General features: G+C 72.4%; 19 protein-coding genes. 7 read left to right on the top strand and 12 right to left on the bottom strand.

Features of this window, described 5'->3' with window-relative positions; translation table 11 throughout:
• The first annotated feature begins 299 nt into the window (after positions 1–299).
• Complete coding sequence (locus tag ACZ7LY_RS10680; protein WP_471624150.1) at positions 300–797, top strand: LURP-one-related/scramblase family protein; 498 nt, start codon at positions 300–302, stop codon at positions 795–797.
• A 234-nt stretch (positions 798–1,031) separates the two neighbouring features.
• Here the strand turns inward: ACZ7LY_RS10680 and ACZ7LY_RS10675 are convergent, their stop codons facing one another.
• Entirely contained in the window at positions 1,032–1,838 is an 807-nt protein-coding gene (locus ACZ7LY_RS10675; protein ID WP_471624149.1) for a carbon-nitrogen family hydrolase, read from the bottom strand.
• Positions 1,839–1,986: 148 nt separating this feature from the next.
• On the opposite strand from ACZ7LY_RS10675, the gene ACZ7LY_RS10670 reads away from it, so the two are divergent.
• On the top strand, positions 1,987–2,811 hold the full coding sequence (locus ACZ7LY_RS10670) for a maleylpyruvate isomerase family mycothiol-dependent enzyme (RefSeq protein WP_471624148.1): 825 nt from the start codon (positions 1,987–1,989) through the stop codon (positions 2,809–2,811).
• A gap of 41 nt (positions 2,812–2,852) precedes the next feature.
• Here ACZ7LY_RS10670 and ACZ7LY_RS10665 read toward each other — a convergent pair whose 3' ends face one another.
• Positions 2,853–4,160, bottom strand: a complete 1,308-nt coding sequence (locus ACZ7LY_RS10665) for an MFS transporter (protein ID WP_471624147.1) — start codon at positions 4,158–4,160, stop codon at positions 2,853–2,855.
• Positions 4,157–4,828 (bottom strand): GntR family transcriptional regulator, encoded by a 672-nt coding sequence (locus tag ACZ7LY_RS10660; protein WP_471624146.1) that lies wholly within the window; start codon positions 4,826–4,828, stop codon positions 4,157–4,159. The genes ACZ7LY_RS10665 and ACZ7LY_RS10660 overlap by 4 nt, the downstream gene beginning before the upstream one ends.
• Positions 4,829–5,141: 313 nt before the next feature.
• Here ACZ7LY_RS10660 and ACZ7LY_RS10655 point away from each other — a divergent pair, with 313 nt between their 5' ends.
• Positions 5,142–5,975, top strand: a complete 834-nt coding sequence (locus ACZ7LY_RS10655) for a D-alanyl-D-alanine carboxypeptidase family protein (RefSeq protein WP_471624171.1) — start codon at positions 5,142–5,144, stop codon at positions 5,973–5,975.
• Between the two features lie 136 nt (positions 5,976–6,111).
• Here ACZ7LY_RS10655 and ACZ7LY_RS10650 read toward each other — a convergent pair whose 3' ends face one another.
• From ACZ7LY_RS10650 to pdhA, 3 genes are read right to left on the bottom strand one after another with little or no spacing between them, the layout of a single operon-like run.
• Complete coding sequence (locus ACZ7LY_RS10650; RefSeq protein ID WP_471624145.1) at positions 6,112–7,497, bottom strand: dihydrolipoamide acetyltransferase family protein; 1,386 nt, start codon at positions 7,495–7,497, stop codon at positions 6,112–6,114.
• 13 nt (positions 7,498–7,510) lie between these two features.
• Entirely contained in the window at positions 7,511–8,491 is a 981-nt protein-coding gene (locus ACZ7LY_RS10645) for an alpha-ketoacid dehydrogenase subunit beta (protein ID WP_471624144.1), read from the bottom strand.
• A gap of 2 nt (positions 8,492–8,493) precedes the next feature.
• Positions 8,494–9,699 (bottom strand): pyruvate dehydrogenase (acetyl-transferring) E1 component subunit alpha, encoded by a 1,206-nt coding sequence (gene pdhA / locus ACZ7LY_RS10640; RefSeq protein ID WP_471624143.1) that lies wholly within the window; start codon positions 9,697–9,699, stop codon positions 8,494–8,496.
• Positions 9,700–10,082: 383 nt separating this feature from the next.
• Between pdhA and ACZ7LY_RS10635 the strand changes: the two genes are divergently transcribed.
• Both ACZ7LY_RS10635 and ACZ7LY_RS10630 read left to right on the top strand, forming a co-directional pair.
• On the top strand, positions 10,083–10,742 hold the full coding sequence (locus ACZ7LY_RS10635; protein ID WP_471624142.1) for a response regulator: 660 nt from the start codon (positions 10,083–10,085) through the stop codon (positions 10,740–10,742).
• Positions 10,743–10,850: 108 nt separating this feature from the next.
• The gene (locus tag ACZ7LY_RS10630; RefSeq protein WP_471624141.1) at positions 10,851–11,306 is read left to right on the top strand and encodes a pyridoxamine 5'-phosphate oxidase family protein; all 456 of its coding nucleotides are present in this window, start codon (positions 10,851–10,853) and stop codon (positions 11,304–11,306) included.
• A 261-nt stretch (positions 11,307–11,567) separates the two neighbouring features.
• Here the strand turns inward: ACZ7LY_RS10630 and ACZ7LY_RS10625 are convergent, their stop codons facing one another.
• Positions 11,568–13,154 carry a protein kinase domain-containing protein gene (locus tag ACZ7LY_RS10625; protein WP_471624140.1) on the bottom strand — a complete coding sequence of 529 codons (1,587 nt, stop codon included), beginning with the start codon at positions 13,152–13,154 and terminating at the stop codon, positions 11,568–11,570.
• Positions 13,155–13,535: 381 nt separating this feature from the next.
• Between ACZ7LY_RS10625 and ACZ7LY_RS10620 the strand changes: the two genes are divergently transcribed.
• Entirely contained in the window at positions 13,536–15,173 is a 1,638-nt protein-coding gene (locus tag ACZ7LY_RS10620; protein ID WP_471624139.1) for a protein kinase domain-containing protein, read from the top strand.
• 123 nt (positions 15,174–15,296) lie between these two features.
• Here ACZ7LY_RS10620 and ACZ7LY_RS10615 read toward each other — a convergent pair whose 3' ends face one another.
• On the bottom strand, positions 15,297–15,839 hold the full coding sequence (locus ACZ7LY_RS10615; RefSeq protein ID WP_471624138.1) for a bacterial proteasome activator family protein: 543 nt from the start codon (positions 15,837–15,839) through the stop codon (positions 15,297–15,299).
• A 188-nt stretch (positions 15,840–16,027) separates the two neighbouring features.
• Here ACZ7LY_RS10615 and ACZ7LY_RS10610 point away from each other — a divergent pair, with 188 nt between their 5' ends.
• On the top strand, positions 16,028–16,591 hold the full coding sequence (locus ACZ7LY_RS10610) for a hypothetical protein (protein WP_471624137.1): 564 nt from the start codon (positions 16,028–16,030) through the stop codon (positions 16,589–16,591).
• A 42-nt stretch (positions 16,592–16,633) separates the two neighbouring features.
• Here ACZ7LY_RS10610 and ACZ7LY_RS10605 read toward each other — a convergent pair whose 3' ends face one another.
• The 4 genes from ACZ7LY_RS10605 to ACZ7LY_RS10590 all read right to left on the bottom strand — a co-directional run bounded on the left by ACZ7LY_RS10605 (position 16,634) and on the right by ACZ7LY_RS10590 (position 21,606).
• Entirely contained in the window at positions 16,634–17,614 is a 981-nt protein-coding gene (locus tag ACZ7LY_RS10605; protein WP_471624136.1) for an NAD(P)H-quinone oxidoreductase, read from the bottom strand.
• Positions 17,615–17,681: 67 nt separating this feature from the next.
• Positions 17,682–18,779 (bottom strand): potassium channel family protein, encoded by a 1,098-nt coding sequence (locus ACZ7LY_RS10600; RefSeq protein WP_471624135.1) that lies wholly within the window; start codon positions 18,777–18,779, stop codon positions 17,682–17,684.
• Complete coding sequence (locus ACZ7LY_RS10595) at positions 18,776–20,695, bottom strand: molybdopterin molybdotransferase MoeA (RefSeq protein WP_471624134.1); 1,920 nt, start codon at positions 20,693–20,695, stop codon at positions 18,776–18,778. Before ACZ7LY_RS10595 ends, ACZ7LY_RS10600 begins: the two co-directional genes overlap by 4 nt.
• Complete coding sequence (locus ACZ7LY_RS10590; RefSeq protein ID WP_471624133.1) at positions 20,692–21,606, bottom strand: NTP transferase domain-containing protein; 915 nt, start codon at positions 21,604–21,606, stop codon at positions 20,692–20,694. The genes ACZ7LY_RS10595 and ACZ7LY_RS10590 overlap by 4 nt, the downstream gene beginning before the upstream one ends.
• Between the last annotated feature and the right edge of the window lie 62 nt (positions 21,607–21,668).

Here is a 21,668-nt window from a genome sequence, read left to right as displayed (position 1 = left end):
GAGGGAGCGGGGCTTCGCCCCAGCTCCCCAGGGGAGGAGGTGGCGACGCAGTCGCCCCTCCAGGGGCGCGGGGAACTGCGCGACCAGCCACGACGCGACCGTCAGACGAAGAACCCGCCCGAAGGGGCTGTCACCTCAGGGGCGCGGGGAACTGCGCAAACCTCAGCTACAAGCGGCCTCCGCTGGACAACTCCCTGGGTGATTACGGCGTAAAGACCCAGCGGAGCGGATCCGCGTGCTGTGACCCGCCAGTCGGCCGAACGGTTGCATGGCAGGGCCAGGGCGGGCAGGTTCGACGTATGCGCTACGAAGTGAGGGAACGGCTCTTCGCCGTGGGCGAGGACTACTGGATCGAGGACGAGCACGGCCGCAAGGCGTTCCTCGTCGACGGCAAGGCGATGCGGGTGCGGGACACCTTCGAACTGAAGGACGCTCAGGGGCGGGTCCTCATCGACATCCACCAGAAGATGCTCGCGCTGCGGGACACGATGGTGATCGAACGGGACGGGGAGGATCTCGCCACCGTGCGGCGCAAGCGGCTGTCGTTGCTGCGCAACCACTATCGCGTCGCGCTGGTCGACGGTACGGAGTTGGACGTCAGCGGGAAGATTCTGGACCGGGAGTTCGCGGTCGAGTACGAGGGGGAGTTGCTGGCGGAGATCTCTCGGCGGTGGTTGCGGGTGCGGGACACGTATGGGGTGAACGTCGTGCGGGATGACGCGGATCCGGCGCTCTTGATCGCGGTCGCGGTCTGCGTGATCCACCTGGCGGAGAAGGAACGGGGAGAGGTGGACTGACGTCCCGTCAAGGGGCTGCCCTCAGCGCCGACTCCCGGCCCTGGGGCCCTGCCGGGTTGATCTCAGCGCCGGTTAATTCAAGCCCCTCCGGCGATTGAGGAGCGGGGCCTGGGGCAGCGCCCCAGAGTGCCGGGTGCGTCGTGGCTGGTCGCGCAGTTCCCCGCGCCCCTTACGGGGCTGATCTGAGCGCCCGTTCTCAGCGGCAGCGTGCCCGCGCCCCTGAGGGGGCTGACCTCAGCGCTGGATTCCCCGGCCTTCGGCGGCGCCGAGGACGCGGTCCTTGAGGGCCGGGAATTGGGCGCGGGTCGCCTGGACCCGCTCGGGGTCCAGCGTGACGCGCAGAACCTCCTCGCCGGCCCCCGCCTCCCCGAGCACGTCCCCCCACGGATCGACGACGACACTGCGCCCCGCCTGCTCGACCCCCGCATGCGTACCGGAACTCCCGCACGCCAAGACATACGCCTGATTCTCGACGGCCCGCGCCCGCGCCAGCAGCGACCAGTGCTCCCGCCGCCGCTCGGGCCACCCCGCGCTGACGACGAGCGTCTGGGCCCCCCGGTCCACAAGCCCCCGGTACAGCTCGGGAAAACGCAGGTCGTAGCAGGTGGAGAGGCCGAGGACGGTCTCCGGCAGCCGGACGGTGACGAGTTCGCCCCCGGCGCTCATCAGCACCGCCTCGCCCTTGTCGAAGCCGAAGCGGTGGATCTTGCGGTAGGCGGCGGCGAGTTCGCCCTCGGGCGTGAACACCAGCGAGGTGTTGTAGAGCGGCCCGTCGGGATCGCGCTCGGGCACGGAACCGGCGTGCAGCCACACCCCCGCGTCCCGCGCCGCCTTCGCCATCGCCTCGAAGGTCGGCCCCTCCAGCGGCTCCGCCTCCGCCGCGAACAGCTCGTAGGCGAACGCGCCCGTCGTCCACAGCTCGGGCAGCACCACGAGATCGGCCTGATCCGCTTCCGCGCGGACGAGCGAACTCACCCGCTCCCGACGCGCGTCGACCGATTCGTCCTCGTTTACCGCGATCTGGATGAGAGAGGCGCGCACACTACCACCGTCCTGGCATTCGAGCCGTCGGCTATACGTCAACAACGGCCTACGATCGTCACACGAAAGCACTGCCGGGGTGCCCTCAGGCAGCGTAACTTCTAAACAACCCAGTGCCGCCCGTTCACCGCTCGAGGGGTCCCTTTCCGTGAGTCTCCACCCCAGTCTTCAGACCTACGCCGACGCCTGGACCCACTCCGTGGAAGCGATATCCGAGCTGGTCACGCCCCTCGCCGAGAGCGAGTGGAACCGGGCGACGCCCTGCCCCGGCTGGTCCGTACGCGACATCGTCTCCCACGTCATCGGCGTCGACTGCGAGATGCTCGGCGACCCGCGCCCCATCCACACCCTGCCCCGCGACCTCTACCACGTACAGACCGACTCGCAGCGCTACCAGGAGGTCCAGGTCGACGTCCGGCGCCACCACACGGCGCCCGAGATGGTCTCCGAGCTGGAGTACACGGTCATCCGGCGCGCACGGCAGTTGCGTAACGAGTCGCGGGAGCCCTCGGCGCTGGTGCGCGGCCCGCGCGGGGTCGAGGAGACCCTGGAGTTCGCCATGCGGCGCCGGGCGTTCGACATCTGGGTGCATGAGCAGGACCTGCGCTGGGCGCTCGGCCGGCCCGGCAACCTCGACTCCCCCGGCGCGTACGTCACGCGGGACATGCTGCTCGCCGTGCTGCCCAAGATCGTGGCGAAGGACGCGGCCGCCCCGGCGAACTCGGCGGTCGTCTTCGACGTGCACGGCCCGGTGGAGTTCCTGCGCACGGTCCGCGTCGACGCCGACGGCAAGGGCACCATCGACGGCGCGCCCTCGCTCGGCCCGGCGGCGACGCTCGCCATGGACTGGGAGACGTTCGTGCGGCTCGGCTGCGGACGCGCCGCCCCCGACGCGCTGGTCGACCACATCAAGACCGAGGGCGACCCGGATCTGGCGGCGGCGATCCTGTCGTCGATGACCGTCACCCCGTAACCCCCGGGCCCCCGCGCCCCGGCGGGACCCGCGCGGGCCGCTCAGACGGGTACGTGGACCGAGGCGACCCGGGACGTGACCAGCCGCTCCCGCTCGCGCCGCGCGACCCGGCGCCGCAGCCGCAGCATCTGGCTGACGCCCAGCGCCTGGAGGACGAACACGGCGGAGAACGCCACGCGGTAGTTGTCGCCGGTCGCGTCGAGCAGCACGCCGACCGCGAGCAGCGTCGCCATGGACGCGGTGAACCCGCCGACGTTGACGAACCCGGAGCCGATGCCCTGCCGCTCGGGTGGGTTGGCGGGCCGCGCGAAGTCGAAGCCGATCATCGACGCGGGCCCGCACGCCCCGAGCACCACGCACATCACGACGAGCAGCCACATCGGCGCCCGCCCCGGCCACGCCACCGGCGCCGCCCACACGAGCGCGGTCAGGGCGATCGTGCCGAGGGCGAGGGGGAGGCGCGCGTTGTGGTGGCGGCCGATGATCTGCCCGTAGACGAGCCCGATGACCATGTTGGAGAGCACCACGAGCGTCAGCAGGCCGCCCGCCGTGCCGCGCGTGAGGCCCTGCGCCTCGACGAGGAACGGCAGGCCCCACAGCAGCAGGAACACCATCGCCGGGAACTGCGTCGTGAAGTGCACCCACAGGCCGAGCCGCGTCCCCGGCTCGCGCCAGGCGGCGGCGATCTGCGCCCGCACGTGGGCGGCGCCCCGGTGCGTGTCCGGCAGCGGCGGCGGCTCGTGCCCCTCGGGGTGGTCCTTGAGGAACAGCGTCATCAGGACGAGGACGACGACCCCGGCGAGCGCGCTGCCCGCGAACGCCGCCTCCCAGCCGATGCCGTGCAGCAGCCGCGCGAGGACGAGCGTGGAGATCAGGTTGCCGGCCATGCCGACGAGCCCGGCGAGCTGCGCGACCAGCGGCCCGCGCCGCGCGGGGAACCAGCGCGTGCCGAGCCGCAGCACGCTGATGAACGTCATCGCGTCCCCGCACCCGAGCAGCGCGCGCGACACGAGCGCGGTCCCGTACGAGGACGAGAACGCGAAGCCCAACTGGCCCAGGGTGAACAGGATCACGCCGAGCGTGAGCACCTTCTTGGTGCCGAGCCGGTCGACCATCAGGCCGACGGGTATCTGCATGCCCGCGTACACGAGCAGCTGGAGGATGGAGAAGGTGGAGAGCGCGGAGGCGTTGATGTGGAAACGTTCCACCGCGTCCAGGCCCGCCACGCCCAGCGACGTACGGAAGATGACGGCGACGAAGTAGACGGCGACGCCGATCGACCAGACGAGGACGGCGCGCCGGCCGCCGGGCGGGTCGCCGGGCAGCTTCACGGCGGGGGCGGTGGTCATCGCACGTCCCCCCGCGCCAGGTTCTGGAACCAGCCCACGTGCCTGCGGACCACGGCGACCGCCTCGTCCACGTCGCCGGAGCGCAGCGCGGCCAGGATCTCGCCGTGCTCGGTGAGGGTCTTGGCGATGCGGTCCGGGTGCGAGTACATGACGGCGACGCCCATCCGGAGCTGCCGGTCGCGCAGTTGGTCGTAGAGGCGGGAGAGGATCTCGTTGCCGCCGCTGCGCACGATCTCCGCGTGGAAGCAGCGGTCGGTGGCGGCGGCGTCCGCGAACGCCCCGGCCGCCGCCTGCTCGCGCTGCCGCTCCAGCAGCTCCTCCAGGCACTCGATCAGCGCGGGCGACGCGGGCACGGCCTTGCGCACCGCGTGCTCCTCGACGAGCAGCCGCGTCTCGACGACGTCCGCGATCTCCTGCGCGGAGACGGGCAGCACCAGGGCGCCCTTCTTCGGATAGAGCCGCAGCAGCCCCTCGACCTCCAGCTTGAGCAGGGCCTCGCGGACCGGGGTGCGCGAGACGCCGACGGCCTCGGCCAGCTCGCCCTCCGTGAGCAGCGTGCCGCCCTCGTAGCGGCGGTCGAGGACACCGCGCTTGACGTGGTCGTAGACGCGGTCGGCGGCGGGGGGACGCTTGGGGGATGCGGGCGCATCGGCGACGGTCGAGGGCATGCGCACATCATAGATACAACACGTACGCAAGCCGACCGCCGTCCACGATGCGGGACACCCCCAGCTCCCTCGCCCGGGACGTCCGGGACCCCTCGGCCGGGATGCCCGAGACTCCCTCGGCCGGGATGCCCGAGACCCCTCGGCCGAGGGCCCCGGATCCCGTCAATCGATACGCACCCGCGTGCAACCTCCCGGCCGCCCCAGGTGTCTCACTGATGGCGCGGTCCGCCCAAGGGGCCGTCCATTAGGGGCATTTGGAGCGTCTAACTTGAAAACACGCATCACGGGCATCGCCGTTCTCGCCGCGGGGACCATGCTCACGAGCGGGGCCCTCGTCACCTCCGCCCAGGCCGCCTCTGCGCCGGCCAAGCCGACCATCGCGGCGGCGGGCGGGTACGTCATGAACAACGGGACGGGCTCCTCGCTGTTCACGAAGGCGGCCGACACCCGCCGGTCGACCGGGTCCACCACCAAGATCATGACCGCCAAGGTGGTGCTGGCGCAGAGAAACCTGAACCTGGACTCCAAGGTCACCGTCCAGAAGGCGTACAGCGACTACATCGTCAGGAACAACGCCTCGTCCGCCCGGCTCATCGTCGGCGACAAGGTCACCGTCCGTCAGCTCCTGTACGGGCTGATGCTCCCGTCGGGCTGCGACGCGGCCTACGCGCTCGCGGACAAGTTCGGCTCGGGCTCCACCCGTGCCGCGCGCGTCAAGTCGTTCATCGGCAAGATGAACAAGGCGGCGACCGACCTCGGCCTGAGGAACACGCACTTCGACTCGTTCGACGGCATCGGCAACGGCTCGAACTACTCGACGCCGCGCGACCTCACCAAGATCGCCTCGTCGGCCATGAAGAACTCCACCTTCCGCACGGTCGTCAAGACGAAGTCGACCAAGCAGAAGGTCACCACGAAGGCCGGCGGCTACCGCTACATGTCGTGGTCGAACACGAACACCCTGCTCGGCAGCTACAGCGGCACCATCGGCGTCAAGACCGGCTCGGGACCGGAGGCCGGCTACTGCCTGGTCTTCGCCGCGACCCGCTCCGGCAAGACCGTCATCGGCACCGTCCTCAAGTCCACGTCGGTCAACGCCCGTACGTCGGACGCCAAGAAGCTGATGGACTACGGCTTCCGGCGGTAAGCACCCGCGTGCGCCCGTCCGGCGGGGCGGGCCCCGCACACGCGACGACCGCGTGACCGGCACAGCGCCGGTCACGCGGTCGTTTCCGTTCAGGAGGGCGGTCGGGCCCGGCCGGGCGGCCGGGCCCCGCGCCGGCTCAGGCCCAGGTGATCAGCCGCCTGGGCTGCTCCAGGACCGCCGCCACATCGGCCAGCACCTTCGAGCCCAGCTCCCCGTCGACCAGGCGGTGGTCGAAGGAGAGGGCCAGCGTCGTGACCTGACGCGGCTTCACCTTGCCCTTGTGGACCCACGGCTGCGGCTTGATCGCGCCGACCGCGAGGATCGCCGACTCGCCGGGGTTCAGGATCGGCGTGCCGGTGTCGACGCCGAACACGCCGACGTTGGTGATCGTCACCGTGCCGCCCTGCATCGCCGCCGGGGACGTCCTGCCCTCGCGCGCGGTGGAGACCAGCTCGCCGAGGGACGCGGCCAGCTCGGGCAGCGTCTTGGCGTGCGCGTCCTTGATGTTCGGCACGATCAGACCGCGCGGGGTGGCCGCCGCGATCCCCAGGTTCACATAGTGCTTGAGGACGATCTCCTGGGCGGCCTCGTCCCATGCCGCGTTGATCTCGGGGTTGCGGCGGATCGCCACGAGCAGCGCCTTGGCGATGAGCAGCAGCGGATTGACCCGCAGCCCCGCCATGTCCTTGTCGGACTTCAGCTCCTCGACGAGCTTCATCGTGCGCGTCACGTCGACCGTCACGAACTCCGTGACGTGCGGCGCGGTGAACGCGGAGCCGATCATCGCCTGCGCCGTCGCCTTGCGGACCCCCTTCACGGGGATCCGCGTCTCCCGCACCCCGTCGTACGAGACCTGCGGGGCCGGCGCCGACACGGGCGCCGGGGCGCCGGCCTGCGCGGCGGGCGCGGGCGCTGCGGCCTGCGCCGGCACCTCGGGCGCCGGGGCGACCGCGGCCCGTACGTCGTCCCGCGTGATGATGCCGTCGGGGCTGGACGGAATCACCGCGGCGAGGTCCACCCCGAGGTCCTTGGCGAGCTTGCGCACCGGCGGCTTGGCCAGCGGGCGCTGCTCACGGGCGGGGGCCGGGGCCGCCGTCCCGTTCGCCGCGGGGGCTTCGGCGCCCTTGCGGGCCCGGCGCTTGGTGGAGGACTCGGCGACGCCGTAGCCGACGAGCACCGGCTGACGCCCCTTCGGCGCCTCCTCCTCGGCCTCCTCCGGCTCCGCGGCCCGGGCGGGCGCCTCGGCGGCGGCGGGGGCCTCGGCGGCCGGCGCGGGGGCGTCCCCGGCGACGTCCACGGAGATGATGACCTGGCCGACGTCGACCGTCGTGCCCTCGGGGAACAGCAGCTCCCGCACCACACCGTCGTACGGGATGGGCAGCTCGACGGCCGCCTTCGCCGTCTCGACCTCGCAGACGACCTGCCCGTCGGTGACCGTGTCACCGGGCTGTACGTACCACTTGAGGATCTCGGCCTCGGTCAGGCCTTCGCCCACGTCGGGCATCTTGAACTCACGAGCCATGGTGCAGCCCTCCTCAGTACGCGAGCGAGCGGTCGACGGCATCGAGCACCCGGTCGAGGCCCGGCAGGTACTCCTCCTCCAGCCGCGCCGGCGGGTACGGGGCGTGGTAGCCGCCGACCCGCAGCACGGGCGCCTCCAGGTGGTAGAAGCACCGCTCGGTGATCCGCGCCGCCAGCTCCGCGCCCGAACCGAGGAAGACGGGGGCCTCGTGCACGACGACGAGCCGCCGCGTCTTCTCCACCGAGCGCTGCACGGCGTCGAAGTCCATCGGCGAGATCGACCGCAGGTCCAGGACCTCCAGCGACTTGCCCTCCTCCTCGGCGGCGGCCGCCGCCTCCAGGCAGACCTTCACCATCGGCCCGTACGCGACGAGCGTCAGATCGCTGCCCTCGCGCGCGACGCGCGCCTTGTGCAGATCGCCGGGGACGGCCTCGGTGTCGACCTCGCCCTTGTCCCAGTAGCGCCGCTTCGGCTCGAAGAAGATCACCGGGTCGTCGCTCTGGATGGCCTGCTGGAGCATCCAGTACGCGTCCGACGCGTTCGACGGGGAGACCACCTTGAGGCCCGCCACGTGCGCGAACAGCGCCTCCGGCGACTCGCTGTGGTGCTCGACCGCGCCGATGCCGCCGCCGTAGGGGATGCGCACGACGACCGGCACCTTGACCTTGCCGAGCGCCCGCGCGTGCATCTTGGCGAGCTGCGTGACGATCTGGTCGTACGCGGGGAAGACGAAACCGTCGAACTGGATCTCCACGACCGGCCGGTAGCCGCGCAGGGCCAGGCCGATCGCGGTGCCGACGATGCCGGACTCGGCGAGCGGGGTGTCGATCACCCGCTCCTCGCCGAAGTCCTTCTGGAGCCCGTCGGTGACCCGGAAGACACCGCCGAGCTTGCCGACGTCCTCGCCCATCACGAGGACCTTCGGGTCGCTCTCCAGCGCCGTGCGCAGCGACTCGTTGATCGCCTTGGCGATCGGAAGCTTCTGTACCGCCATGATCAGGCACCTTCCCCGTCAGCGAACGACGCCTGGTAGGCGGCGAACTGGGCCCGCTCCTCGTCCACGAGCGCGTGGCCGTCCGCGTACGCGTTCTCGAACATGGCCATGTGCTCCGGGTCCGGCATGGCCCGTACGGCCTCGCGCACCCGCTTGCCCAACGTCTCGCTCTCCGCTTCGAGTTCCGCGAAGAACGACTCGTCCGTGGCCGTGTTCGCCTCCAGGTAGGCGCGCAGCCGCTGGATCGGGTCCTTGGCCTCCCACGCCTGGCGCTCGTCGTCACCCCGGTAGCGCGTCGGGTCGTCGGAGGTGGTGTGCGCGCCCATGCGGTACGTGAACGCCTCGACGAGGGTCGGGCCCTCGCCGTTGCGGGCCCGCTCCAGCGCCCAGCGGGTCACGGCGAGGCAGGCGAGGACGTCGTTGCCGTCCACGCGCACGCCCGGGAAGCCGTAGCCCTGCGCGCGCTGGTACAGCGGCACGCGGGTCTGCTTCTCGGTCGGCTCGGAGATCGCCCACTGGTTGTTCTGGCAGAAGAACACCACGGGCGCGTTGTACACGGCGGAGAACGTGAAGGACTCCGCGACGTCGCCCTGGCTGGAGGCGCCGTCGCCGAAGTAGGCGATGACGGCCGAGTCCGCGCCGTCCTTGGCGATGCCCATGGCGTACCCGGTCGCGTGCAGCGTCTGGGAGCCGATGACGATCGTGTACAGGTGGAAGTTGTTGCTGTTGGGGTCCCAGCCGCCGTTGTTGACACCGCGGAACATGCCGAGCAGGTTCGTCGGGTCGACGCCCCGGCACCAGGCGACGCCGTGCTCGCGGTAGGTCGGGAAGACGTAGTCGTCCTCGCGGGTGGCGCGGCCGGAGCCGATCTGGGCGGCCTCCTGGCCGAGCAGCGACGCCCACAGGCCCAGCTCGCCCTGGCGCTGCAACGCGGTCGCCTCGGCGTCGAAGCGCCGGGTGAGGACCATGTCGCGGTACAGGCCGCGCAGCTCGTCCTCGGTGATGCCGTCGACGTAGGCGTCGTAGGCCGCGTTCTTGACGCGCTTGCCCTCGGGGGTCAGGAGCTGCACCAGCTCCTGCTGGTCCCGTCCCGTCGCGGGGGTCTTGCCGGGGGACTTCTTCGCAGACTTCTTCGCGGCGGCTGTCCGCTTGCGCGGGGCCTGGGCCTTCTGCGCGGCGGCAGTGCTGCCGGCACTGTCTACGGTCACGTGTGCTCCTCCGTCGGTCCGGCCCCGGGATTGCCGGATGGCCAGTCGGCTCGGCTCGCCTGATCCGTCCACGCACGGGGTGGGTGCGTCGGCGCCGGGGACAGGCGTGACTAGAAAAGACTCCGCGTTCCGGCAAGGCACCCTTCACCATGCACGTTACCCAGTGCTTCACACATCTGCGAAACCCCATCTGACCTGCGATTTTGCTTGGATTTCCAAGTAATTGACTGGTTGGATTTCCTAGTAATCGCGCATCAGGTGGAGCGCCGCAGGTCAGCCACTGTGCGGGCGCACCTGGTCTCAGCCTGGCAGGGGGCCGGAACACCGGCACGTTATCCCGGTCACCCACGGCACGGGAAGAGTTCGTGTGTGAGACTGAGAGGGTGCGCGAAGAAGGAAAAATCACCGTTTTCCTCCTCGACGACCACGAAGTGGTACGCCGCGGAGTACATGAGCTGCTCTCGATGGAGGACGACATCGAGGTCGTCGGCGAGGCCGGTACGGCCGCCGACGCCCTGGTGCGCATCCCAGCGACGCGACCGGACGTGGCGGTCCTGGACGTGCGGCTGCCGGACGGCAGCGGCGTCGAGGTGTGCCGCGAGATCCGCTCCCGCGACGAGTCGATCAAGTGCCTGATGCTGACGTCCTTCGCGGACGACGAGGCGCTGTTCGACGCGATCATGGCGGGCGCCTCGGGTTACGTCCTGAAGGCCATCCGGGGCAATGAGCTGCTGACGGCCGTACGGGACGTCGCCGCGGGCAAGTCCCTGCTCGACCCCGTCGCCACCGCGCGCGTGCTGGAGCGCCTGCGTGACGGCGGGCGCAGCAAGGGCGACGACCGGCTGGCCGGCCTGACCGAGCAGGAGCGCAAGATCCTCAACCTGATCGGTGAGGGTCTGACGAACCGGGCGATCGGCGAGCGGCTGCACCTGGCCGAGAAGACGATCAAGAACTACGTGTCCAGCCTGCTGTCCAAACTGGGCATGGAGCGCCGCTCCCAGGCGGCGGCCTATGTGGCGCGGATGCAGGCCGAGCGGCGCTGAGCCCGCGCCGCGTGCCACGCGCGGGGAAGAGATCACAGGACCTACGTCCTCGATGCTGGGGGCGGGGTCCTCTTTTCCAACGCGGTGTCGGCATCGCACAGTAGTGACATGCCCTCCCACATGCCCTTAGGGACGCAGTCCGACCAAGAGCACGGTTTCGAGCTGCTCGCGCGCGTGCCGTACGGACGCGTGGCCACCAGCATGCGCGCGCTGCCCTTCCTCGCCGCCGCCCGGCACATCGTGGCCGACGGCAAGCTCCTGCTGCGCATGCACCGCGGCTACGGGTACCACCTGGCCTGCGTCGGCAGTGTCGTCGCCTACGGCGCGGACAATCTGTGCGCCGCGCAGCCGGGGGACGGCGGGCAGTGGTCCGTGCAGATCGTCGGCACGTGCGAACTGGTGGAGCCGAGCACGGCCGAGCTGGAGCTGTTCGGTCCCGCGCCGCACTTCGCGGACGGCACGCTGTTCGAGCCGGTCTACATGCGGGTGACGCCCCAGTTCGTCACCGTGCACGAACTCAAGGGCGGCTCGGCGGCCCCGGACCCCCGGCCCCCGACCGCCTGAACCTCTCGGAGCCCCGGCCGCCTGAACCCCTCGGAGCCCCGGCCGCCTGACCTCTCGGAGCCCCCGGGAGGGCCCTCCAGCGGCCCCCTGAGGCCCGCGCACGCCTGATGTGGCCCCCGGATGGCCCCCGGGGTACTCCGGACAGCCGTACGGCCCGCTACGGGATTCCGTAGCGGGCCGTATTTCAGGTACGGGCCGTTTTCACGAGCGGGCCGTTCTTCGGGGGCCGGCCGTTCTTTCTGGAGCGGGCCGGGGTCCCCGTCAGCCGTTGTTGTCGGCGCCCGCGCCGTCCGTCGCCGTCTCGCCGGGGCCGCCGCCGCCCGGCTCGGTGGGCTGGCCGGTGTCGCCCGTGGGCTGCCGCGTCGTCGGTTCGTTGGTCGGCGTCGACGTGGGCCGCGTCGGCTGGCCGTCCGTGGGCTCCCCGGTCGGCTGCCTCGTCTGGGACTGCGTCGGCGGGAGCTGGCCCGAGGTCGGCGTCCACGTAGGCGTGTAGTTGCCGGAGTCGCCGCCGCTGCCGGTGCCCGGCTCCTGCGTCTGGCCGGACGTGTCACCCTCGTCGGCGGACTTGCTCGGCTTCTCGGACTTCTCCGACTTCGTGGCCGTCGGCGACTCCTTCGTCCCGGTGCCGCCGCCCTTGTCACCGCCCGCGTGCAGCGCGAGGGCGACGCCCACCGCGATGGCGACCAGCGCGAGCACCGCGAAGATCAGCAGCTTGCCCCGGCCGGAACCACCGCCGTTGCCGCCGCCCTCGAAACCGCCGTCGTCCCCGCCCGGCGGGCGCAGCATCGGCTGGGCGGCCGTGCCCGAGTCGCCGCCGGGGTGCGGCAGCGCGGCGGTGCCGGCCATGCCCATCGCCGGGGTGTTGCCGCCCTCGTGCATGTCGACGGGCCCGGTGTTCCACGTGCCGGTGTGGCCGCCCTGCTCGTACAGCATCTGGAGCCCGTACTGGACGAGCCCGCGCATCTCCTCCGCCGTCTGGAACCGGTCGTCCGGGTCCTTGGCGAGGGAGCGCATCACGAGGCCGTCCAGCTCCGGCGGCGTCGCGTCGGAGACCTCGGACGGCGGTACCGGCGTGTCCTGGACGTGCTGGTAGACGACCGACAGCGGGGTCTCACCGGTGAACGGGGGCCGCAGCGCGAGCAGTTCGTACAGCAGGCAGCCGGTCGCGTACAGGTCGGAGCGGTGGTCGACGGCCTTGCCGAGCGCCTGCTCGGGCGAGAGGTACTGGGGCGTGCCCATGACCATGCCGGTCTGCGTCATCGTCGACTGGGCGCCGTGCAGGGCGCGCGCGATGCCGAAGTCCATGACCTTGACCGCGCCCGCGTGCGTGATGATGACGTTGGCGGGCTTGATGTCGCGGTGCACGATGCCGTGCTGGTGCGAGTAGGCGAGCGCCTCCAGGACCCCGGAGACGATGATGAGCGCCTGCTCGGGCCCCGGCGCGTCCGCGTTGAGCAGCAGGTCGCGGATGGTGCGGCCCTCGACCAGCTCCATGACGATGTACGGGACGGTGTTGCCGCCCACGTAGTCCTCGCCGGAGTCGTAGACGGCGACGATCGCGTGGTGGTTGAGGCCGGCGACCGACTGCGCCTCGCGCGTGAAGCGGGCCTTGGAGACCGGGTCCTCGGCGAGGTCGGCGCGCAGCAGCTTGACGGCGACGGTGCGGCCGAGGCGCACGTCCTCCGCCTCGAAGACCTCCGCCATGCCGCCCCGGCCGAGTCTGCGGGTCAGCCGGTACCGGCCGTCCCCCACCAGCCCGCCGTTACCCCACATCTCCGGCGCATCTGACATACCGCCGCCAGTCGCCTCGGGGTCGGACGGGCCCTGAGCGCGCTGCTGCTGTGCCATCAGTCCTCGCCGTCGTTTCTGTCCGTGCCTGCCTGGGCCGCCGGATCTCTGCGTCGGAGTACGCGCCCTTGTGAATACGGACTCCGCTGGGCCACGCTACAGGCTCCGCACGCGCCGCCGTTCCGAGATGGACCGGACATCAAACCGGCTGTCGTGCACGTCCTGCAAATCGTGCGCGCAATTTCTGTGGCGAATCCATGATTCGTTCGTGGCGCTCCGCGCGGAGACTTCCTGTAACGCTTGCGCGACGCTTGTTGCCCGTAGGGTCACGGAACGGGCATCGAGCTTGACGTGTCAGTGCCCTCGGGCAGACTTGGCCCGGAATAGCTGATTTCGATCACCGGCCGCGCCACGTCGGGGCGCCTATGGGGGACGTAGAACATGACCGAGGGCAGCGCCGGCGGCGCTCAGAGCGGGCGGTACGCGGGTCGCGCCCTGGCGAACGGCCGCTACCAGTTGCGCGATCTTCTCGGCCAGGGCGGCATGGCCTCCGTGCACCTCGCGCACGACACCCGCCTGGACCGCTCAGTCGCCATCAAGACTTTGCACACGGAACTCGGGCGCGAGGACGCGTTCCGTCAGCGCTTCCAGCGCGAGGCCCAGTCGGTGGCCAAGCTCACGCACACCAACATCGTCTCGGTCTTCGACTCCGGCGAGGACGAGCTGGACGGCACGATCACGCCGTACATCGTCATGGAGTACGTGGAGGGCCGGCCGCTCGGCTCGGTGCTCGACGAGGACATCCAGCGGCAGGGCGCGATGCCCGCCGACAAGGCGCTGAAGATCACCGCCGATGTGCTCGCGGCGCTGGAGATCAGCCATGAGATGGGCCTGGTCCACCGCGACATCAAGCCGGGCAACGTGATGATGACCAAGCGCGGCGTCGTCAAGGTCATGGACTTCGGCATCGCCCGTGCCATGCAGTCGGGCGTCACGTCGATGACGCAGACCGGCATGGTCGTCGGCACCCCGCAGTACCTCTCGCCCGAGCAGGCGCTCGGCCGGGGTGTGGACGCCCGCTCCGACCTGTACTCGGTCGGCATCATGCTCTTCCAGCTGGTCACCGGGCGGCTCCCGTTCGAGGCGGACTCGCCGCTGGCCATCGCGTACGCGCATGTGCAGGAGGAGCCGGTCGCGCCCTCCTCGATCAACCGCTCGCTGCCGCCCGCCGTGGACGCGCTCGTCGCCCGCGCGCTGAAGAAGAACCCGAACGAGCGCTTCCCGAACGCGGAGGCGATGCACGACGAGTGTCTGCGGGTGGCCCAGTCGCTGGTACCGGCCGCGCCGAGCATCGTGCCGGGCGCGCCGACCGCGAGCGGCGCGGGCGTCGGTTCGGCCGTCTTCCCGCCCGTCGACCAGAGCGGGGTGCCGGCGCCGGGCCCGGTGCAGACCCCGTACCAGACGGGCCCCTACGGCGCCCCCACTCCGGCGCCGGCGCCGGCCCCCTCGTACGGCTATCCGCAGCAGGGCGGCTACCCGACGCCCGCGACGTACGGGCAGCAGGCACCGCACACCCCGCCGCCGTACAGCGGGGTGCCGCCGCAGCAGCAGACCGTGCAGGTGACCGGCGGCTCGGGCGGCGGCGGCAAGCGGAACACGACGGTGATCGTGGCCTCCGCGGTCGTCGCGCTGCTCGCCGTCGGCGGCCTGGTCACGGCGCTCGTGATGAACAGCGGAGGCGGTGACTCGCCCGACGACAAGCCGTCGAAGTCGGCCGTCGCCGGTCACAAGGGCCCCGACCTGACCCGGACGATCGACACGGACAAGTGCACCGACCCGGTCCCCGGCTACAACGACCCGGACAAGGTCAAGCTCCCCGATTTCTACCTCAAGAACATCGGCTCGGTGAAGGCGTGCCTGCGCGCGGCGGGCTGGAAGCCGCGCATCAAGCAGCAGGACGAGAACACGTTCGGCGAGGGCTCGGTCATCAGCCAGACGCCCGCCCCGGGCGACGAGGTCGACCCCAAGGGCGACGTGACGATCACGCTGTTCGTCTCCACGGGCAACCCGGCGGGCTGACCGCCGCCGCCCACGGCACCGCCCACGGCAGAACGGAAGAGGGGCCCGGCTCGCGTCATGGACGCGGGCCGGGCCCCTCACCGCATAAAGGGCGACAACCGTCTTACGGGACGGCTGTACGGGTCACAGGTACGGGCCGCCCGAACGGCCGACCGTGTGCGGGTCCTCGCCGCCCTCCTCGCCGCCGACGCCCGGCGGCAGCGCCCGGCGCATCTGCTCCAGCTGGGCGCGCGCCGCCATCTGCTGCGCGAACAGCGTCGTCTGGATCCCGTGGAAGAGGCCCTCCAGCCAGCCCACGAGCTGGGCCTGCGCGATCCGCAGTTCGGCGTCGGTCGGGGTGGCGTCGTCGGTGAAGGGCAGGGAGAGCCGCTCCAGCTCCTCGACCAGCTCCGGCGCCAGGCCGTCCTCCAGTTCCTTGACGGAGCTGGCGTGGATCTCCTTGAGCCGCTGCCGGCTCGCCTCGTCCAGCGGCGCGACGCGCACTTCCTCCAGCAGCTGCTTGATCATGCTGCCGATGCGCATCACCTTGGCGGGCTGTTCCACCATCTCCGTCACCGGGACCTCACGGGAGTCGTCGTCTCCGCCGCCGCCCAGAGCCATTCCGTCCTGGCCCACGACCAGGATCTGCGGGTTCTCCGGCGACTGTTCGTTCCTCGGCATCTCCATGCCGCCATTCTCTCGTACGGGGGTCTCACACCACGGTGGTGCCCCCGGCACGGCCTGATCCACCGCGCCGGCGGGCCCCAAATCCGGCGTGCCCGTTTTATCCGTCCATGTGAGGCTTACTCCAGGGTGAGCCTCACTACAGGCATCGGCCACGGTACGACGGCACGGGCGGGCGGAAGGGGCACGGGATGCGGCAGCGGCGGGCGGACACGGAGATACGGGCCCTGACGCCTCCGCGCCCGCGGCTGCCCGCCGGGTCGGCGCTGTGCGCACTGCCCGTGCGGGGGGTCCTGTCCGTGCGGGGCGCCCTGCCCGTGCTGGGCGTCCTGTCCGTGCTGGTCACGGCGCTGCTGAGCGCCCCGGCCCTGGCCGCCGCCTCCGCCACCCTCCCGTACGAGAAGGCCGCACCCGCTCCCGCGTACGGGAAGGCCGCGTACGGGAAGGCCGCGCGTCCCGCGCCCCACGACTCGCTCGCCGGGAGCCGCGCCGGGGTCGGCCGGACGCCGCCGGGGCGCCCGGTGCCGCCGCCCGAGGACCCGCCGGCCGAGAAGCTGCCTCCGGTGGGCACCGAACCGGAGGCCACGCCCTCCCGCACCCCGGCCGCCCCGCGCGAGCAGCGGCCCAGCGCCGCGCCCCAGCAGGCGCTGCCCGGGCCCACGGGCCCCTACCTCAAGGACGTGCTGCCGCTCGGGGCGGGCCTGCTGCTGACCGGGCTCGGCCTCGGCTACCTCGCCTGGCGCCTGCGCCGCTGACGCGGGCCCGGGCGCGTGCCGGGGTCTTGGGCACGGGCTCCGTCAGCCGGTGGTGAGCAGCACCTTGCCGATGTGCCCGGACTCCTCCAGCACCCGGTGCCCCTCGGCCGCGTCCCGCAAGGGCAGCGTCCGATCCACCACCGGGCGTACGTGACCGCCCTCGATCAGCGGCCACACGTGCTCGCGCACCGCCGCCACGACGGCCGCCTTCTCGGCCGGCGGGCGGGCCCGCAGCGTCGTCGCGGTGATCGCGCCGCGCTTGCCGAGGAGCGTGCCGATGTTCAGCTCGCCCTTGACGCCGCCCTGCATGCCGATGATGGCGAGGCGGCCGTTGACGGCGAGGGCGTCCACGTTGCGGTTCAGGTACTTGGCGCCCATGTTGTCGAGGATGACGTCGGCGCCGGCGCCCGCCGTGTTCTCCCGGATCTCCTCCACGAAGTCCTGCTCGCGGTAGTTGATCAGGATGTCGGCGCCCAGCTCGGCGCAGAAGTCCAGCTTCTCCTTGGTGCCCGCCGTCACGGCGACCTTCGCGCCGACCGCCTTGGCGAGCTGGATCGCCATCGTGCCGATACCGCTGGAGCCGCCGTGCACGAGGAACGTCTCGCCCGGCCGCAGGTGGGCGATCATGAACACGTTGGACCACACCGTGCAGGTCACCTCGGGCAGCGCGGCGGCCCGTACGAGGTCCACGCCCCCCGGCACCGGCAGCAGTTGTCCCGTAGGCACGACGACCTTCTCGGCGTAGCCGCCGCCCACGAGCAGGGCGCACACCTCGTCGCCGACCGACCAGCCGGCCACGCCCGGGCCGAGCGCGGCGATCCGTCCGGCGCATTCGAGCCCGGGGTAGGGGGAGGAGCCGGGCGGCGGGTTGTAGAAGCCCTGCCGCTGGAGCAGGTCGGCGCGGTTGACGGCGCTTGAGGCCACCTCGACCAGGACCTCGCCCTCGCCGGGTACGGGGTCGGGGACCTCCGTCCATACGAGCGCGTCGGGTCCGCCGGGTTCCGGGATCGTGATCGCATGCATGGCCGCGAGGCTACTCCGGTGCGGCGGCCCACCGACGGCGTCCGGCGCGCCGGACGCCGGGGAGTCCTCAGTCCCGGTGGAGCGGCTTGGCGGCCGGGGTGACGCGGGGGGCCGGGGACGCCCGCACGATCGTGATCAGACGGTCTGTCAACTGGAGCGTGCCGATGGCCGGATCGTCGTAACCGAGCACACGGTGGCCGCGCACGACGCTGACGACGAGGTCCTCGGTGTCCTTCGGCTTCAGCCCCACCTCGGCCTTTATCACCGGCCGCTCCACCAGGTCGAGGCCGCTGCCCTGCTGGATCAGGTCCTCCATGACCATGCCGGCGTTGGGGCTGAGCACCGACAGGCCGAGCAGCCGGCCCGCCGCGCTGGCGCTGGTGATGACCGCGTCGGCGCCGGACTGGCGCAGCAGCGGCGCGTTCTCCTCCTCGCGGACGGCGGCCACGATCTTCGCGCTGCGGTTGAGCTGGCGGGCCGTCAGCGTGACGAGGACGGCCGTGTCGTCGCGCTGCGTCGCAATGATGATCTTGCGGGCCTTCTGCACCTCCGCGCGCGTCAGCACGTCGCTGCGGGTGGCGTCGCCGACGACGCCCGCGTAGCCGAGCGAGTTCGCCGACTCGACGACCTTGCTGCTGGGGTCCACCACGACGACCTGCTCAGGTCGCAGCCCGGTCGCGCAGACGGTCTCCACCGCGCTGCGCCCCTTGGTGCCGAAGCCGACGACGACGGTGTGGTCACGCAAGTTGGACCTCCAGCGGTTCAGGCGCCACTCCTCACGGGTCCGCTCCGTGAGGACCTCCAGCGTGGTGCCGACCAGGATGATCAGGAACAGCACGCGAAGGGGCGTGATGACGAAGATATTGGTGAGCCGCGCGCTGTCGCTGACGGGGGTGATGTCCCCGTACCCGGTGGTGGAGAGGGTGACGGTCGCGTAGTAGAACGCGTCGAGCAGGTCGACCGAGCCGTTGGCGTTGTCGTTGTAGCCGTCCCGGTCGAACCAGACGAGGAGCGCGGTGACGACGAGCACGGCGAGCGCCATCAGGACGCGCCGGGCGACCTGGCGCAGCGGACGCTCGACGATCCGCCGGGGCAGTTTCACCCGGTAGGTCGTCGTCTTCTCGTCCGCGCGCCGCGCCATCGCGTCATCGCCGGCCAGTTTCACGTGAAACACCCTTCGTTTCCCGAGGAGTCGCGCCCTGTCGAGTGTGGTGCGTGGCTGTGGGGCGTTTCTGACGCATGAGTGAGGCCGGGGCTGGTGGCGGGGCCGGGGCCGGGGGTCCAGGACCACGGGAGATCCAGGATCTCCACTTCCTGGCCCTCCCCCGCGCCGCCCGGAGGCACGACGGCCAGCGCGTCGGCGGCGGCGATCCCGCGCAGCATCGCGGGCCCGTTGTAGTGCAGAGGGAGCGCCCAGTCGTGCCCGCTGCCCCGGTCCTCGCGCAGCACGACGGGCACCAGCCGGGTGTCGTGCGGGTGACCGTGGACGGCGGTGTGGAGCGGGGCGGTGTACGGGCCGGCACCCGCGTCGCCGGTCGGCGCGGGGGTCTGCCGGGCGCGGCCCGCGAGGGCGCGCAGCAACGGCTCGGCGAGGGTGAGCAGGCCGGAGACGGCGGCCAGCGGGTTGCCGGGCAGGCCCACGAGGTGGCGGCCGCCGTCGAGCGCCGCGAGCAGCATGGGGTGGCCGGGGCGTACGGCGACACCGTCCACGAGCAGCTCGGCGCCGAGCGCGGCCAGCGTGGGATGCACATGGTCGACGGGCCCGGACGCGGTACCGCCCGTGGTGACGACGAGGTCGGCGGGGGACGAGCGCACGGCGTCGAGCAGCGCGTCCGCGTCGTCGCCGAGCCGGCGCACGGCGACGACCTCGACGTCCAGGGCGCGCAGCCAGTGCGGCAGCATCGGGCCGAGCGCGTCCCTGATCAGGCCCTCGCGGGGGAGTCCGGAGGTCAGCAGTTCGTCGCCGAGTACCAGGATCTCGGCGCGGGGGCGCGGGACGACGGTCAACTCGTCGTACCCGGCAGCGGCGGCGAGCCCGAGCACCGCCGGGGTGACGAGCGAACCGGCGGGCAGCAGCAGATCGCCGCTCCGGCACTCCTGCCCGCGCGGCCGGATGTCCTGCCCCTGCGTCATGTCCCGCAGCGGGTGCAGGCGGCCCTTGTCGTCGAGGTGCCCGTGCTCGCTGCGGATCACGGCGGTGGTGTCCGGGGGGATACGGGCGCCGGTGGCGACCGGCGCGGCCTCGCCGTCGGCCAGCCGGCCGGGCGTCCCGTGCCCCGCGAGGATCCCCTCGTCCCGTACGTCCCAGGGGCCCGGGCCCGCGACGACCCAGCCGTCCATGGCGGAGGTGTCGAAGGGGGGCAGGTCGGTGAGGGCGGTCAGAGGAGCGGCCAGCACGAGCCCGAGCGCACGGTCCAGGGGGACGCGGGCGGTTCCCGGGCGGGGGGTTCCCGTGGGGGCGGCTCCCGTGGGGGGCTCGGTGGCGGGGGTGGGGGCGGCGGCGGCACGCTCGGCGGCGGCTCGGTGGCCCGCGCGGGCGGCGAGGTGGCGGGCGGTCCGCCAGTCGGTCTCGGGGTGCGCGCGGCCTCGGCGGCGGGGGCGGCGGGGGTCGGTGGGCTCGGCGGGGCCGGTGGCTTCGCTGCGGCCGGTGGGTTCGCCGGTGGGGGGCTGCTCGCCCGGCGCGGGGGTCCGCAGCCGCCGGGTCGCCTGCTCGGTCCCGTACGCGCCCTCGGACACGTGCTCGGCACGGGACTGCTGGTGGGCGCCGGAGGGACGGTCGGCGGAGCGCCTGGCGCCGGCAGAGCGCCGGTCGTCGCCGGCAGGCCGGTCGGCGGCGCCCGGGGGCGTGCCGGGGCGGCGGCGCGCGGAGTCGCCGCCCGCGCGCGGACCGGCCCCGTCGCCACCGCCCGTACGGGAGTACGCGACGTCACCGGGGCGCTCGCCGGACCGCTCGGGGGCACGTTCGGCGGGCGTGCCGGGGCGTCGGCGGGGGCCGCCGTTGTCGTTGGCCAGGGCGAGGGCCTCGTCGACGTCGCCGTCCAGCGGGTCGGCCTCCGTCGCCCGTCCTCCGGCGCCGTTCATCCCGCGTCCGGGGCGGGATCGTGGGGCGCGCGGTCGTCGGGGGCGGACTTCTGCTCGGTGGCCTCGGCCTCGCGCGCCCAGCGTTCGGCGAGCGCGGCGGCCTTGGCGGCGGCCTCGGCGACCGCCTCCTTGCCGCCGCCCGCCCGCGCGGCCGCGTACCCGACGAGGAACGTCGTGAGGGGCGCCGCCGGGCGCGCCACCCCGTGCGCTGCGTCGCGGGCGAGGTCGAGCAGGACGCCGGTGTCGACGTCCAGGTCGAGGCCCAGTTCATCCTTGGCTGCGGTGATCCATTCATCAAGCACGCGTCCATGCTCCCTGATCCGCGACCGGGCGGCGTCGATGTCCTCCCAGGTGTCGCAGTCGAAGGACGCGGCCGGGTCCACGGGATCGGCGATCCGCGCGAGGTCGAGCGCCCCGGTGAGCCGCCGCAACGGCAGCCCGTCGAGGCTCCCGTGCGCCCCCGCCAGCGCGTCCAGGCCCCGGCGCAGGGCGTCCGTCCGGTACACGGCGACCAGCGGCTGATCGCGTCCGTCCGGGTCGGTGAGCAGGACTCCGTCCGAGTGCGGGGCGGCGGCGGCCAGGGCGGCGCGCAGCAGCTCTACGGTGCGGCCGGTCAGGAACGGCAGGTCGGCGGAGACCACGACGACCTCGGCGGACGACGCGTCCAGGTCCCCTACGCCCGCCGCGAGCGCGGCGAGCGGGCCGCCGCCGGGGGGTTCCTCGCGGGCCCAGCGGACCGGGCGCCGGGTGGGCCGGGGATCGGCGACGACCACGGTGACGTCCGCGCCGGCGCACGCCGTGAGCACGCGGTCGAGGAGCGCCCGGCCGCCGACCCGAACCCCGGGCTTGTCCACTCCACCGAGCCGCCGAGCGCCCCCTCCGGCCAGCACAACGGCGTCATACGCATCCATCCCCCGAGTATGCAGCCGACACAGAGGCCGCAGCCCAGCCCCGTCAGGGGCGCGGGGAACTG

The sequence above is a fragment of the Streptomyces sp. NPDC107550 genome, assembly GCF_055639095.1.
Note: the sequence above shows the minus strand (reverse complement) of the source record. Positions and strands in the feature narration are given on the sequence as shown.

What these genes read in the sequence shown, in the direction of transcription:
- ACZ7LY_RS10590 (WP_471624133.1), bottom strand. Translation starts at nt 21,606, where the DNA reads ATGGATGCGTATGACGCCGTTGTGCTGGCCGGAGGGGGCGCTCGGCGG.
- ACZ7LY_RS10620 (WP_471624139.1), top strand. Translation starts at nt 13,536, where the DNA reads ATGACCGAGGGCAGCGCCGGCGGCGCTCAGAGCGGGCGGTACGCGGGT.
- ACZ7LY_RS10595 (WP_471624134.1), bottom strand. Translation starts at nt 20,695, where the DNA reads ATGAACGGCGCCGGAGGACGGGCGACGGAGGCCGACCCGCTGGACGGC.
- ACZ7LY_RS10655 (WP_471624171.1), top strand. Translation starts at nt 5,142, where the DNA reads ATGCTCACGAGCGGGGCCCTCGTCACCTCCGCCCAGGCCGCCTCTGCG.
- ACZ7LY_RS10680 (WP_471624150.1), top strand. Translation starts at nt 300, where the DNA reads ATGCGCTACGAAGTGAGGGAACGGCTCTTCGCCGTGGGCGAGGACTAC.
- ACZ7LY_RS10665 (WP_471624147.1), bottom strand. Translation starts at nt 4,160, where the DNA reads ATGACCACCGCCCCCGCCGTGAAGCTGCCCGGCGACCCGCCCGGCGGC.
- ACZ7LY_RS10605 (WP_471624136.1), bottom strand. Translation starts at nt 17,614, where the DNA reads ATGCATGCGATCACGATCCCGGAACCCGGCGGACCCGACGCGCTCGTA.
- ACZ7LY_RS10650 (WP_471624145.1), bottom strand. Translation starts at nt 7,497, where the DNA reads ATGGCTCGTGAGTTCAAGATGCCCGACGTGGGCGAAGGCCTGACCGAG.
- ACZ7LY_RS10660 (WP_471624146.1), bottom strand. Translation starts at nt 4,828, where the DNA reads ATGCCCTCGACCGTCGCCGATGCGCCCGCATCCCCCAAGCGTCCCCCC.
- ACZ7LY_RS10625 (WP_471624140.1), bottom strand. Translation starts at nt 13,154, where the DNA reads ATGGCACAGCAGCAGCGCGCTCAGGGCCCGTCCGACCCCGAGGCGACT.
- ACZ7LY_RS10645 (WP_471624144.1), bottom strand. Translation starts at nt 8,491, where the DNA reads ATGGCGGTACAGAAGCTTCCGATCGCCAAGGCGATCAACGAGTCGCTG.
- ACZ7LY_RS10615 (WP_471624138.1), bottom strand. Translation starts at nt 15,839, where the DNA reads ATGGAGATGCCGAGGAACGAACAGTCGCCGGAGAACCCGCAGATCCTG.
- ACZ7LY_RS10630 (WP_471624141.1), top strand. Translation starts at nt 10,851, where the DNA reads ATGCCCTCCCACATGCCCTTAGGGACGCAGTCCGACCAAGAGCACGGT.
- ACZ7LY_RS10610 (WP_471624137.1), top strand. Translation starts at nt 16,028, where the DNA reads ATGCGGCAGCGGCGGGCGGACACGGAGATACGGGCCCTGACGCCTCCG.